Source organism: Rhodanobacter sp. C03, from assembly GCF_002001175.1.
Lineage (GTDB): Bacteria > Pseudomonadota > Gammaproteobacteria > Xanthomonadales > Rhodanobacteraceae > Rhodanobacter.
Genome location: NZ_MUNT01000001.1, coordinates 596,823 through 610,162, shown reverse-complemented (window position 1 = coordinate 610,162; position 13,340 = coordinate 596,823). Strand labels below are relative to the sequence as shown.

Below are 13,340 nucleotides of genomic sequence, written 5' to 3'. Positions count from 1 at the left end.
GTGGCTATGCCATCACCCGATTCCGGAGCCTGCTGATGCCTTCGTTCGCCAGCTATCCCAGCCTGATCGACCGCAGTGTGCTGATCACCGGCGGTGCCAGCGGCATCGGTGCGGCCTTCGTCGAAGGCTTCGCGCGCCAGGGTGCGCGGGTGGCGTTTCTCGATGTGGACGATGCCAGCGCGGCGTCGCTGTGTGCGTCGCTCGCCGACGTGCCGCATGCACCGCACTATCTGCACTGTGATCTCACCGATCTGGATGCACTTCAAAAAGCGATCGTCGAAGCCCGCGCGCAGATCGGACCGATCGCCGTGCTGGTCAACAACGCGGCCAACGACGCGCGCCACACACTGGCCGAGATCGACTCAGTCGATTTCGAGCGCAACGTGGCGGTGAATCTGCGTCACCAGATCTTCGCCACCCAGGCGGTGATTCCCGACATGCGCCAGCTCGGCGGCGGCTCGATCATCTGCCTGGGCTCCACCGGCTGGATGAAAAAGAATGGCGGCTATCCGCTCTACGCGATGGCCAAGGCGGCGATACACGGTTTCGTCAACGGCATGGCGCGCGAACTCGGCCAGCAGTACATCCGCATCAACAGCCTGGTGCCGGGCTGGGCCATCACCGACAAGCAGGCGCGCCTGTGGCTGGACGACGCCGGTCGCGAGGAAATTGCACGCACGCAATGCATGCCCGGTTTCCTGATGGCGGATGACCTGGCACGTGTCGCCCTGTTCCTCGCCGCCGACGACAGCCGCATGTGTACGGGACAGGATTTCATCGTGGACGGCGGCTGGGTATGACCACACCGACCGTACTGGCGCCGATGGACCTCGCGCTGGACGCTGGCAACACCTTGGGTGAAGGCGTCGTCTGGTGCGAGCGCGCGCAGGTGCTGTACTGGACCGACATCCAGCGCGCCACGCTGTACCGCCTGCACATTGAAAGCGGCACGCTGGAACACTGGCCGATGCCGGAACGACTCGCCTCGTTCGCACTATGCGAAACCGATGGCTGGCTGCTTCTGGCGCTGGCATCACGATTGGCGTTCTTCCGTCTCGCCGATGGCCAGCTGCAGACACTGCACGAGATCGAGCCCGGGCTGCCCACGCGCTGCAACGATGGTGCCTGCGATCGCCAGGGCCGCTTCGTGTTCGGCACGATGCACGAGCCCGCCGAGGGCAACAAGCAAGCGCTCGGCAGTTTCTGGCGACTCAATGCCGACCTCAGCCTGGAACAGCTGGCACTGCCGAAGGTAGCCATCAGCAACAGCATCGCCTTCAGTCCCGACGGCACCACGATGTATTACTGCGACTCGCTGTCACGCAGCATCCAGCGCTGCGCATACGGCGACACGCTGGGCACACCGCAACTGTTCACGAACCTGGGCGAGCTTGCTGGCGAACCGGATGGCTCGTGTGTCGATGCCGATGGTTCGCTGTGGAACGCGCAATGGGGCCTGGCTCGCGTGGCCTGCTACGCCGCTGACGGCTCGGTGCGCCAGCTGTTGCCGGTACCTGCGCGCCAGCCGACCCGGCCTGCCTTTGGCGGTCCCGATCTCGATACGCTCTATGTCACCAGCGCGCGCGATGGATTGTCTGCGGCGCAGCTGGATGCCGACACCCACGCCGGCGCACTGTTCCGTTCGCGGATCGGCGTGCGCGGTCTGCCCGAACCACGCTTCGCAGGCATGCCGCCAGTGAGCAAAACTCCATGAGTACGGGCCACGGCAAGGTTGTCCCGGTCCTATTTGTCATTCCCGCTTGTGCGGGAATGACGGTAAAAACAAAGCCGCACGCACGCCATCCCACGTGGAGAGATTGATGAGCATCACCAGCGCAGCACCCGCCGCCAGGCACAGCAAGACCGCTGTCATCTTCGTCTGCATCCTCGCCGCTCTGGCGGGCCTGATGTTCGGCCTCGACATCGGCGTGATCGCCGGTGCGCAGCAGTTCATCCAGAAGGACTTCGGCATCAACGACGATACCCTCAGCTGGATCGTCAGCGTGATGATGCTCGGCGCCGCGCTGGGTGCGCTGGTGGCTGGCTGGCTATCCAGCCAGCTTGGCCGCAAGCGCACGATGATCCTCGGCGCAGTCCTGTTCGTCGGTGGCTCCGTGCTGTGTGGCGTGGCACCGACACCCGAAGTTCTGATCGTGGGCCGCCTCGTGCTGGGTGTCGCCATCGGGCTGGCCAGCTTTACCGCGCCACTGTATCTCGCCGAGGTTGCGCCGGAGTCGATCCGCGGCGCGATGATCTCGATGTACCAGTTGATGATCACCATCGGCATCCTGGCCGCCTTCCTCTCCGACACCGCCCTCAGCTACTCGGGCAACTGGCGCTTGATGCTGGGTATCATCGCCATCCCCGGCGCGCTGTTCCTGCTCGGCGTGGCCTTCCTGCCGGAAAGCCCACGCTGGCTGCTGATGAAAGGCCGCCAGCCGGAGGCCGAGCAGGTGTTACACAAGCTGCTCGGCAACCGCGACGCCATCGCCAGGGAAATCAGCGAAATCAAGGAGCAGCTGAAGACGCCGCAGAACGGCGTGCAGATGTTCCTGCAGAACGCCAACTTCCGCCGCTCAGTGTGGTTGGGCGTGCTGCTGCAGGTGATGCAGCAGCTCACCGGCATGAACGTGGTGATGTACTACGCGCCGCGCATCTTCCAGGGCATGGGCTACAACACCGAATCGCAGATGTGGTTTACCGCCATCGTCGGCCTGGTGAACGTACTGGCCACCTTCATCGCCATCGGTCTGGTGGACAAGCTGGGCCGCAAGCCCATCCTGTACATCGGCTTCGTGGTGATGGCGATTGGCCTCGGCGTGGTCGGCACCATGATGCATCTGGGCGTCCACACGCACGGCCAGCAGTTCTTCACCGTGGGCATGCTGCTGGTATTCATCGTGGGCTTCGCGATGTCGGCCGGCCCGCTGATCTGGACGTTGTGCTCGGAAATCCAGCCGCTCAAGGGCCGAGACTTCGGCATCGGCTGCTCCACCTTCACTAACTGGGTGGCCAACTGGCTGGTCGGCCTCTCGTTCCTGCCGCTGCTCAACAACATCGGCCAGGCTGAGACGTTGTGGCTCTACGCCGCCTTCAACGCGGTCTTCATCGTACTCACCTTCTGGCTGGTACCGGAAACCAAGGGCGTCACGCTGGAGCAGATCGAGCGCAATCTGATGGCCGGTCATCCCTTGCGCGAGATCGGCAGCAAGCCTGCGCCCACATCATCAGGCTTTCGCAAGCAAGCAGCGGAAGACGCCGCATCCTGATTTGAGGAGATGTGATCCCAGTACAGATGTGCTGCGGCAGTCAGGAGACCTGACGGGCAATCGCGCCGTTGCAGGGATCTACCGCAGCCTCTGTCTGATCGAACTTGGGCGCGTCCGCTTTTTCAAGCGCCGCGCCTTGACGTTGAGTCCACAACACATCAGGGGAAGCGCACGATGACTACAACGCCGGCAGCAACGAATGAACCTGGCCTGCATCGTGTGCTCGGCACCCGTGATCTGGTGCTGTTCAACATCGCAGCGATCGTCGCATTGCGCTGGCTTTCGATGGCGGCGCAGGTGGGGCCTTCGAGCCTGGTGCTGTGGCTGCTGGGACTCGTGGGCTTCTTCATTCCCCTGGCGCTGGCAGTACTCGAACTGAGCTCGCGCGTGCCCGGACAAGGTGGCCTGTACCTGTGGTCGAAGACCGCGTTCGGCGACATGCATGGCTTCATCGCCGGCTGGACGTACTGGGTCTCCAACCTGGTCTATTTCCCGTTCGCGCTGCTGTTCAGCGCCGGCATCTTTCTGCATGTCGGCGGCGACCGCTGGCTGACGCATGCCGGCGACGGCAGCTACAACCTCGTCTACTGCCTGACGGTACTGTGGGCCGCGACCGGACTCGGCATCCTTGGCCTCGAACGCGCCAAGTGGCTGCAGAACATCGGCGGCATCGCGACCTGGTCGGCGGCGGCACTCATCCTCGTTGCCGGTGCGCTGGCCGCGTACCACTTCGGTGCGGCCACCGCGATCACCACGACGAACGTGCTCCCCGACTTCAGCAAGCTCGCGACCTTCTCCACCTTCGCGACGATGGCCCTCGCCTTCCAGGGTCTCGAACTCGGACTGATCCTCGGCGGAGAAATCAAGGATCCGCGCCGGCAGGTTCCGCGCGCCACGCTGATTTCCTGCGTCGTCATTGCAGCCATCTATATCGCCGGCACGGCATCCCTGTTGATCGCGCTACCCGCCTCGACGATCGACATCATCGCCGGCATCCCCCAGGCGCTGTCCGCGATTGGCGAACGGATCGGCCTGCCGATGTTCGGCGCGCTGACCGCAGCACTGGTCACGGTCGGCACGATCGGCTCCGTTTCTGCGTGGGTCACGGGCACGGCGCGGCTGCCCTTCGTGGTGGGCGTCGATCGCTACCTGCCCGCCGCACTGGGACGCCTGCATCCCCGGTATGGCACGCCGCACGTGGCCTTGATCACCCAGGGCATCCTGACCTCGCTGGTGCTGGCGGCGGCGCTGTCCGGCTCCAGCATCCATGAGGCCTACATCATCCTGGTCGACATGACCGCGATCATGTCGCTGCTGCCCCTGCTGTACATCCTGCTGGCCTTTCCGCTATTGCGCCGCCGCGCCGCCGGTCGCAACGAAGGCGTCAACCTGTCGCCCGGTGGCACCTTCGGTTGCTGGTTGGCCGCACTGACCGGTTTCGCGGTGACCTTGCTGGCAATCATCACCTCGATGATTCCACCCACCGACAGCAGCAACCCCGGCCTGTTTCTGCTCAAGGTGGTGGGCGGCTCGGCACTGCTGATCGGCATCGGGCTGCTGTTTTACCGGCATGGCCAGCGGCAGGTCAGGCATTCCTCGTCCTGATTCTGCGCCGACACTTCAAGGCCAGTGCGTACTGCCACTGAGCCGACCATAGCCGCTTTGCCCCTCACAGGTCCCGCTTGCCACATTGACAACGTCCGTCGCCGCAGGCGCGGCTACACTCGATCACCATGAACGCGTTATCTCGCCCACTGCCGGCAAGCGTCGACACCGACTACGGCGCGACGCTTCCTTCGAAGACCTTGGCCACGTTTTGGACGCTGTGGGCAGCATTCTGGCTGCTCATGATCAGCGTTTCGATCGAGAATGAGCTGCATGATCCGCTCACCCTGTGGTGGGAGCCAGTCCTGTGGGAGGGGAGTTCGGCACTGATCTCAACGGGATGGATGTGGCTTGCCGTCCGGGTTCGCGGGCACCATGCGTCGTATCTGGACAAGCCCTTGATCTGGTTCGGCAGCTACCTGCGGTGGTTGCCGTTGGTCTTCATCACGTGGATCACGGCGGTTTACACGATACGACATGGCGTCTACGCCGCCGTGGGCCGCACATACGAGCACCCAGGCTGGGGCTTCGTCTTTGTATACGAGAGCATCAAACTCACGATTTTTGCGGGACTGTGGCTCGGGATCCTGTTTGGTATCGATTCCTATGCACAGTGGCAACTCCAGCGGCACCATCTGTTGCAAACACAGAAAGCGCTGACCGAGGCGCAGCTTGCACAGCTTCAAGGCCAGCTGCGGCCGCATTTCCTGTTCAACGCACTCAACACCGTCTCGGCCCTGATGCATACGGACGTGGCGCGGGCCGACCGTTTGGTGGCCGCGCTCGGAGATCTGCTGCGTATCAGTCTTCGGTCCAATGAGCATGAGATGACGCCGCTCGCTGAAGAACTGCGCACGCTTGAGCTGTATGCGGACATCATGCTTGAACGGTTCCGGGATCGCGTGACGCTGGACTGGCTGATCGACCGGGCTCTGCTTGACACTCCCGTTCCGGCACTGGTATTGCAGCCCTTGCTTGAGAATGCGTTCAAGCACGGCGTCGAACCTACGGTGGCGCACGTGCGCATCGTTGTCAGTGTCCGGCGCGAAAACGGCTCACTGGAAATCGTCATCCGCAACTCAGGGTCCATGCTGGCGCCGGAGCACAGTGACGGAGTGGGATTCCGCAACTGCCGGGAGCGGCTCGGCATCATCTATGGCAATGCATCGTCTCTGCTGGTCCACAGCGAGGACGACGGCGTTGCCGCGCGCGTCTTGATACCGCTGATGGACACCATTCAATGATCCGCGCCGTGATCGCCGATGACGAGGCGCCAGCCCGCGAGAAGCTCGAACGCTGGGTGGCCGAACAACCGGATATGACCGTGGTCGGATCGGCCGAGGACGGATTGTCCGCGGCGCAGTGCATCGAACAACTCCGCCCGGACTTGGCCTTTCTTGATGTCCAGATGCCGACATTGTCGGGACTCCAGGTCGCGGCGCAGCTCGAGCCGTCGAACGCGCCGCTGATCGTGTTCGTGACCGCCTTTGACGAGCATGCGGTGAAGGCGTTCGATCTCAATGCGGTCGACTATCTGCTCAAGCCATACGACCTGGATCGCTTCACACGCACCGTGCAGCGTGTCCGCGAACGGCTGCATGCCCATGAGTCCGGCGCTACGGCGGTAGCGATTGGACGAGCACGGACCCCTGCTTGCGAGCGCTTGCTCGTACCGGATGGCGAGCGGCTACAACTTATCGATGCGGCATCCGTCGAATGGCTCGAAGCCGACGGCAACTACGTCCACGTGCATACCGCTACGCGCACGTACTTGCTACGCAGGACACTGCAGGACCTGCTGTCCCAACTGGGAGAACAACGCTTCGTGCGGATCCACAAGTCGACAGCGGTGAACCTCGGCTCCATCGGATCGCTCACCCCTCTCTTCAAGGGCGACTACGAAATCCACCTGCACAACGGGCGCATTCTCCGGCTCAGCCGACGGTATCGCGACGCGTTATTCGCCCGCATGGGGCAGTAGTTCCCTCTCGCCACACCGACGTCTCCATTCACCCCAAATCTGCTGTCGGCTGGTTGCCGGCGGATCAAGCTCCTGCTTGCAGAAGCAGAAGCGAATGAAGGGGAAAAGGAATGTTCGGCTACTACGTTGACCTTGCCTTGCGCAGCCTCCGGCGCAACAAGGCGCTCACCGCGCTGATGGTGCTGGCTATTGCGCTGGGTATCGGCGCCAGCATGACCACGCTGACCGTACTGCACGTGCTGTCCGGCGATCCGTTGCCAGGGCGCAGCAGCACGTTGTACGCGCCGCAGCTCGATCCACGCGACATGGGCGACTATCAACCGCAAGGCGAACCGCCGGATCGAGTCAGCTGGGTCGACGGCATGAACCTGTTGCAGGCGAAACGGGCGGGTCGCCAGGCGCTGATGACAGGCGGTTCGGTAGCCATCCAGCCAGCGCAATCCGCGCTCGATCCGTTTTACCAGACCGCGCGCTACACCACGGCGGATTTCTTTCCCATGTTCGGCGTGCCGTTCCAGTATGGCCATGCCTGGGGTGCGCCCGAGGATGCGGCCAGCGCAGCCGTGGTCGTGATCAGCAGCACGCTCAATGACAAGCTGTTCGGCGGTCGCGACAGCAGCGGACGCATGCTGCGTGTGGAGGGTCATGCCCTGCGCATCATCGGTGTACTGGGTGACTGGCGGCCAAATCCGCATTTCTATGATCTCAACCTGAAGAGCTACGGTGGGGACGAAGGTGTCTACCTGCCGTTGTCCACCTCGCAGGATCTGCATCTGGCGCATCTGGGCGGCGCTGATTGCTGGGGCAATGGTGGTGACGGCGCCACTCCCGCGCATACGGCACCTTGTGTGTGGCTGCAGGTCTGGGTGCAGTTGGATACGCCGACCCAGGCCGCCGCGTACCAGCAGTTTCTGATCCATTACTCGCTGGAGCAAAAGTCGCTGGGCCGCTTTCTGCGCCCGCCCAACGTACGCCTGCGCAATCTGATGCAGTGGCTGGACTACGAGCAGGTCGTGCCCGGTGATGTGCGGTTGCAGAACTGGCTGGCGCTGGGTTTCCTGCTCGTGTGTCTGGTCAATACGGTAGGCCTGATGCTGGCCAAGTTCCTGCGCCGCTCCGCCGAACTGGGTGTGCGCCGTGCGCTGGGCGCATCGCGGCGTGCGCTGTTCATGCAGTTGCTGGTGGAGTCCGCTGTGATCGGGCTTGCGGGTGGGCTTGGCGGTCTGCTCCTGGCGTACCTCGGGCTGTGGCTGGTGCGACGACGGCCGGCGGATTACGCGCCGCTGGCGCATCTGGATGGCGCGATGCTGGGGATGACGCTCGTGCTGGCGGTGGTTGCCAGTCTGCTGGCAGGCGCGCTGCCCGCCTGGCGCGCCTGCCAGATCACTCCCGCCCTGCAACTGAAGAGCGATTGACATGGATATCCGACCGATTCTGTCCACCCTGCGCCGGCACAAGATCACCGCATCGCTATTGATCCTGCAGATTGCGCTGACCTGCGCCATCGTGTGCAACGCGGTGTTCCTGATCCACCAACGCCTGCAGCAGATGGACATTGCCAGCGGCATTGCCGAGCACGAACTGCTGCAGATCAAGTTTGCGTACATCGGCGATCGACCGGATGCCTATGCGCAGGCGCAAACCGATCTGGCGACACTGCAGCAGATCGCCGGGGTGCAGGCGGTAGCCCTGGCAAACCAGCTGCCGTTGAGTGGTTATTCCATGTCCAACAGCGGCATCAAGCTGCGCCCTCAACAGCAGCAGACCTCGCTCGAGGTGGCGAGCTACTACGGCCAGAATCTGCTGGCCACGCTGGGTGTACGGCTGATTTCGGGGCGCGATTTTCAACCCGATGAACTGGTCGACCTGAAAACCGCGCTGCCCGCGTTGCACAGCGGCGACATGAAAAATCTGCCGCACACCGTGATCGTCGACCAGGCCGTCGCCGCGCGTCTGTGGCCAGGCCAGAACGCGCTGGGCAAGACGATCTACTTTGGCAACGACATACCGATGCAGGTGGTCGGTGTGAGCGCGCCACTGGCACGACCGGATTCGCTGCAGATGGGCGCGCAGAACAGCATCGTGTTTCCGATACGCCTGACCGCGACCGAGGGCGGAAGCTATGTGATTCGCACCACCTCGGGGGATCGCGAGCAGGTGCTGAAATCCGCGCTGGCGGCGCTCAAGCGCCTCGATCCCAATCGCATCGTGCTGGAGCAGCGCACCTATGACGAACTACGCGATGGGTACTTTCAGGACGACCGGGCCATGGCTGGCATGCTGGCTGGGGTGATCGCGGCGCTGCTGCTCGTGACCGCGCTGGGTATTGCCGGCCTGGCCAGCTTCTGGGTTGGACAGCGCCGCCGCACCATCGGCGTGCGCCGCGCACTCGGTGCCACTCGCGGCAACATCCTGCATTACTTCCAGACCGAGAACTTCCTGCTGGCGACGATCGGCATCGCGCTCGGCATGGTGCTGGCCTACGGCATCAACCTGCTCCTGATGCTGCATTATGAATTGCCGCGACTGCCGGCGATCTATTTCCCGATCGGCGCGATCGCGCTGTGGTTGATCGGCCAGCTCGCCGTGCTGGGGCCGGCGCTGCGCGCCGCCGCCGTGCCGCCGGTCGTGGCGACGAGGAGCGTTTGATCTCCTATGGGTAAGATCTTTCAACGTCCGCTATCTGGTGAGCAGATAGCGATGACGGCTGACCGGTCCTGGCCGATAACAGCCAGCTTGACTGCCGGCCGCGGTCAGTTTCACTGGCGAAGCTGGTTAGGTGGCTGGCGTTTGGCGCCAGCGCAACCAATCTGCTGGATCAATCCAGCCGAACCATCACCACGCCATGCGACGGCACCTCCGCGGAGAAGCTGCCTTTCGCTTCAGGCAAGTCTTTGTGAGTCCACAAGTCGCGCACCTTCAGGCTCAACGATGAAGGAAGGTGCAAGTCATCCCACGTCACCGTGATCGGATGGCTGGCCTTGCTGCGATTCAGCAGGACGACGGCGCGACCGCCACCTTTCAGCGGCCGGACCCAGACTTCGTAGTCACCGTGTTTGGCCACGCGACTCGCCTGCACACCGAGCGGATCCTGATCGATGGCGATCACTTCCTTGTTGGTCAGGATGGCCTTGGTCTCCGGCGTCATCGTGGCGAGATCGTTGCCGGCCATCAAGGGTGCCGCCAGCACCGCCCACAGGCTGAAATGCGATTTGTATTCCTCGAACGTCATCTTGCCGTTGCCGACTTCCAGCATGTCCGGGTCGTTCCAGTGACCGGGGCCGGCATAGCCTGCCAGACCGACCTGCAGGTCGAGGATGTCCATCACGCTGTGTTCGAAGCCGTGCCGGCCTTCCCAGTGGTCGTAGATGTCGTCGGTGGTGCGCCACATATTGCCGACGCCCTTGCCCCACAGCCACGGTTTGCTCAGGCCCCATTCGCAGATGCTGAAGACGATCGGCCGCCCGGAGGCGCGCAAGGCGTCGCTCATCGTCTCGTAGGTGGATTTGGCGTCCTGGCTATAGGTCGAGCACCAGTCGTATTTCAGATAGTCGACACCCCAGGACGCGTAGGTGCGTGCATCCTGATACTCATGCCCCAGGCTGCCCGGACGCTTGCCGCAGGTCAGCTTGCCGGCATCCGAATAGATGCCGAACTTCAGGCCGCGCGAGTGGATGTAGTCGCCCAGCGCTTTCATGCCGGAGGGGAAGCGTTGCGGATCGGCGACGATTTGTCCCTTGGCATCGCGCCCGCTCTGCCAGCAATCGTCGATGACGATGTACTCGTAACCGGCGTCCTTCATGCCGGAGCTGACCATGGTGTCGGCCGCCTGACGAATCACCGTCTCGTTGATCGCGCAGCCAAACTTGTTCCAGGTGTTCCAGCCCATCGGCGGCGTCAGGGCGAGGCCGTTGGACTCCCGCGGCGGCGGCGCGCGCTCGGCCTTGACCGTAGCGACATGCATGAATCCGACAGCCAGCAGGCCGCTCAGAAAACCAGAGATCCGCTTCATGGAGAATCTTTCCAATAAGTAAGATGGATGAGGTCGCCGGCGGCATGTCGCCGGCGACTTCTAGAGATCAGGTCTCGACGCGGATCATCACCACGCCGTGCGGCTGCACATCGGCGGCGAAGCTTCCCTGCGTCTTGGGCAGATCCTTGTGGCTCCACAGGTCGCGCACGCGCAACTCCAGCGTTGCCGGGTAGCCCAGCGCCTCCCAGCTCACGCCGATCTTGTGGGTTTGCTTGCTGCGATTGAACAGCACGATCGCGCGACCACCGCCTTTCAGCGGCTTGACCCAGACTTCATCGTCGCCGTTCTTGGCAAGGCGACTGGCCTGGATACCCAACGCATCCTGGTCGACAGCGATCACTTCCTTGTTCAAGAGGATCGACTGGGTTTCCTTGCTCATGTGCGCCAGGTCGTTGCCGGCGATCAGCGGCGCGGCCAGTACGGCCCACAGACTGAAGTGCGATTTGTATTCCTCGAAAGTCATGCCGCCGTTGCCGACTTCCAGCATGTCCGGATCGTTCCAGTGGCCGGGGCCGGCGTAGCTCTCGAGTCCCACCTGCATGTCCAGGATGTTGGTCATGCCGTTGTAGTGACCGTCGCGGCTCTCCCAACCGTCGTAGATGTCACCCGACATGCGCCACAGATTGCCGATCGTCTCGCCCCACAACCACGGCTGGTTCTTGCCCCATTCGCAGATGCTGAAGACGATCGGCCGACCCGAGGCGCGCAAGGCGTCGCTCATGGTCTCGTAGCTTGACTTGGCGTCCTGGCTACCGGTCGAACACCAGTCGTACTTCAGATAGTCGACACCCCAGGCGGCGTATTGGCGAGCGTCCTGGTACTCAAAGCCGCGGCTGCCGGGACGGTCCGCGCAGGTCTTCTTGCCAGCGTCGGAATAGATGCCGAACTTCAAGCCCTTGCCGTGGATGTAATCCGCCAGCGCCTTGATGCCCGAAGGAAAGCGCTTGGGATCCGCCTGGATGTCACCGTTGCTGTCGCGCTCACCGTGCCAGCAGTCGTCGATGACCACATACTGATAGCCGGCGTCCTTCATCCCCGAGCTGACCAGCGCGTCCGCCGCTGCATGGATGACGCTCTCGTTGATGTTGCAAGCGAATTTGTTCCACGAGTTCCAGCCCATCGGCGGCGTCAGCGCCAGTCCGTTGGACTGGCGGGGCGACTGTGGCGGCGCTACTTGCGCGATCGTGAACGAGGACATGAAGGACACGCCGAACACCAACATCAACAAAGCCAGGGTGAACCGTTTCATCTTGTTTCCTCAATCGATATCGTCGGGCCTGTACTGGCCCGAGCAAAGGACCGCCTGGCGTTGCCATGGCTTTCCTGCAGCCCGTGTCATTTGTATGATAATACGATCATATATCGTCGGTCGCCGCAAGGCCGGGAAGTAGCAGAGGGGTCGAACGCGTGCGAATTATCGGAAACTGCGGAGGGCACCCCGTCCAGGAGATCGTACTCGGCAAGCCGGGAGGGCTGAGCGCCACTGTCATCAGCTGGGGCGCAACGCTCAAAGGCCTGCGCCTGCCCTTGCAGGACGACCGAGATCAGGAGGTGGTCCTCGGACTGGACAGTCTCGACGACTATCTCGCCCATGGCGCGCACATGGGCGCGATCGCCTGACGCGTTGCCAATCGCATCGGCGGTGGCTCGTTCACACTGGACGGCAAGGTTTATCACCTGCCGCGAAACGATCGCGGTCGATCCACCTTGCACGGCGGCGATGGCGGTTTCGGCCAGCGGTCGTGGCGATTGCTGAGCCATGACGAAAACCAGGTCACGCTCGGCTTGACCTCTTCCGACGGCGACCTGGGATTTCCCGGAGCCGTAGCGGTCGTCTGCACCTATCGCCTGCTCGCGCCGTCCATTCTTCGCATCGAAATCTGCGCGGAAGCCGATGCGCCCACGCCGCTGAACCTGGCCACACACAGTTACTTCAATCTCGATGGCAGCCCGACGATCGACGGCCACCGCTTGGCCATCCACGCTGCATCCTACACACCGGTCGACGCGGACCTCGTTGCGACAGGAGAAATCCGGTCCCTCGACCGAACGCCTTACGATTTCCGCCAGCCGCGCGCCGTGGGCGCCGACGTTTTCGACATCAACTATGTACTCGAACTGCGGACGCGAGAACGCCCATCGCTTGCTCATGCCGCCAGCCTGGTGAGCCCCACCAACGGCGTGGCCCTCGAAATCTGGACGACCGAATTCGCGCTGCAGTTCTACGACGGACAAGGCTTGAATGCAGAACGCCTCGGTCCAAGCGCCGGGCTGTGCCTGGAACCGCAGGGTTTTCCCGACGCCCCCAATCAACCGGGTTTCCCAAGCGTCACCCTGAGACCGGGAATGCCCTATCGTCAGGTGACCGAGTATCGACTGAGCCTGGGCGAGCCTTCCGCTTCAACTTAGACGAATGATCTCAGTCTAGAAAAAATACCGATTTCTCGGGCAT

Annotated in this window: 10 protein-coding genes and 1 pseudogene; 9 read left to right on the top strand and 2 right to left on the bottom strand. The window is 63.0% G+C overall.

Annotated elements, in window-relative coordinates:
• The first annotated feature begins 35 nt into the window (after positions 1-35).
• The 8 genes from B0E48_RS02595 (at position 36) to B0E48_RS02560 (ending at position 9,504) form a co-directional block, all read left to right on the top strand.
• Entirely contained in the window at positions 36-800 is a 765-nt protein-coding gene (locus tag B0E48_RS02595) for an SDR family oxidoreductase (protein ID WP_139350127.1), read from the top strand.
• Positions 797-1,714, top strand: a complete 918-nt coding sequence (locus tag B0E48_RS02590; protein ID WP_254423826.1) for an SMP-30/gluconolactonase/LRE family protein — start codon at positions 797-799, stop codon at positions 1,712-1,714. The genes B0E48_RS02595 and B0E48_RS02590 overlap by 4 nt, the downstream gene beginning before the upstream one ends.
• A 106-nt stretch (positions 1,715-1,820) precedes the next feature.
• A complete protein-coding gene (locus B0E48_RS02585) occupies positions 1,821-3,269 on the top strand; it encodes a sugar porter family MFS transporter (RefSeq protein WP_077515856.1) in 1,449 nt (482 codons plus the stop codon).
• Positions 3,270-3,443: 174 nt separating this feature from the next.
• Positions 3,444-4,874: an APC family permease gene (locus tag B0E48_RS02580; RefSeq protein WP_077515855.1), complete on the top strand. Its 1,431-nt coding sequence runs from the start codon at positions 3,444-3,446 to the stop codon at positions 4,872-4,874.
• A 128-nt stretch (positions 4,875-5,002) separates the two neighbouring features.
• On the top strand, positions 5,003-6,118 hold the full coding sequence (locus B0E48_RS02575; protein WP_077515854.1) for a histidine kinase: 1,116 nt from the start codon (positions 5,003-5,005) through the stop codon (positions 6,116-6,118).
• Positions 6,115-6,855 carry a LytTR family DNA-binding domain-containing protein gene (locus B0E48_RS02570; protein ID WP_077515853.1) on the top strand — a complete coding sequence of 247 codons (741 nt, stop codon included), beginning with the start codon at positions 6,115-6,117 and terminating at the stop codon, positions 6,853-6,855. The genes B0E48_RS02575 and B0E48_RS02570 overlap by 4 nt, the downstream gene beginning before the upstream one ends.
• Before the next feature lie 110 nt (positions 6,856-6,965).
• Positions 6,966-8,270 carry an ABC transporter permease gene (locus B0E48_RS02565; RefSeq protein WP_077515852.1) on the top strand — a complete coding sequence of 435 codons (1,305 nt, stop codon included), beginning with the start codon at positions 6,966-6,968 and terminating at the stop codon, positions 8,268-8,270.
• 1 nt (position 8,271) lies between these two features.
• The gene (locus B0E48_RS02560; protein ID WP_077515851.1) at positions 8,272-9,504 is read left to right on the top strand and encodes an FtsX-like permease family protein; all 1,233 of its coding nucleotides are present in this window, start codon (positions 8,272-8,274) and stop codon (positions 9,502-9,504) included.
• 169 nt (positions 9,505-9,673) lie between these two features.
• Here B0E48_RS02560 and B0E48_RS02555 read toward each other — a convergent pair whose 3' ends face one another.
• Both B0E48_RS02555 and B0E48_RS02550 read right to left on the bottom strand, forming a co-directional pair.
• On the bottom strand, positions 9,674-10,867 hold the full coding sequence (locus tag B0E48_RS02555) for a glycoside hydrolase family 27 protein (RefSeq protein WP_077515850.1): 1,194 nt from the start codon (positions 10,865-10,867) through the stop codon (positions 9,674-9,676).
• Between the two features lie 67 nt (positions 10,868-10,934).
• Positions 10,935-12,137 (bottom strand): glycoside hydrolase family 27 protein, encoded by a 1,203-nt coding sequence (locus tag B0E48_RS02550; protein ID WP_077515849.1) that lies wholly within the window; start codon positions 12,135-12,137, stop codon positions 10,935-10,937.
• Between the two features lie 158 nt (positions 12,138-12,295).
• Between B0E48_RS02550 and B0E48_RS02540 the strand changes: the two are divergent.
• Positions 12,296-13,297 (top strand): annotated as a pseudogene (locus tag B0E48_RS02540) (aldose epimerase family protein).
• Positions 13,298-13,340: the final 43 nt, after the last annotated feature.

Bases quoted from the DNA above. Each gene is read 5' to 3' on its own strand.
- B0E48_RS02565 (WP_077515852.1), top strand. From the start codon at position 6,966: ATGTTCGGCTACTACGTTGACCTTGCCTTGCGCAGCCTCCGGCGCAAC.
- B0E48_RS02595 (WP_139350127.1), top strand. From the start codon at position 36: ATGCCTTCGTTCGCCAGCTATCCCAGCCTGATCGACCGCAGTGTGCTG.
- B0E48_RS02575 (WP_077515854.1), top strand. From the start codon at position 5,003: ATGAACGCGTTATCTCGCCCACTGCCGGCAAGCGTCGACACCGACTAC.
- B0E48_RS02550 (WP_077515849.1), bottom strand. From the start codon at position 12,137: ATGAAACGGTTCACCCTGGCTTTGTTGATGTTGGTGTTCGGCGTGTCC.
- B0E48_RS02585 (WP_077515856.1), top strand. From the start codon at position 1,821: ATGAGCATCACCAGCGCAGCACCCGCCGCCAGGCACAGCAAGACCGCT.
- B0E48_RS02570 (WP_077515853.1), top strand. From the start codon at position 6,115: ATGATCCGCGCCGTGATCGCCGATGACGAGGCGCCAGCCCGCGAGAAG.
- B0E48_RS02580 (WP_077515855.1), top strand. From the start codon at position 3,444: ATGACTACAACGCCGGCAGCAACGAATGAACCTGGCCTGCATCGTGTG.
- B0E48_RS02560 (WP_077515851.1), top strand. From the start codon at position 8,272: ATGGATATCCGACCGATTCTGTCCACCCTGCGCCGGCACAAGATCACC.
- B0E48_RS02555 (WP_077515850.1), bottom strand. From the start codon at position 10,867: ATGAAGCGGATCTCTGGTTTTCTGAGCGGCCTGCTGGCTGTCGGATTC.
- B0E48_RS02590 (WP_254423826.1), top strand. From the start codon at position 797: ATGACCACACCGACCGTACTGGCGCCGATGGACCTCGCGCTGGACGCT.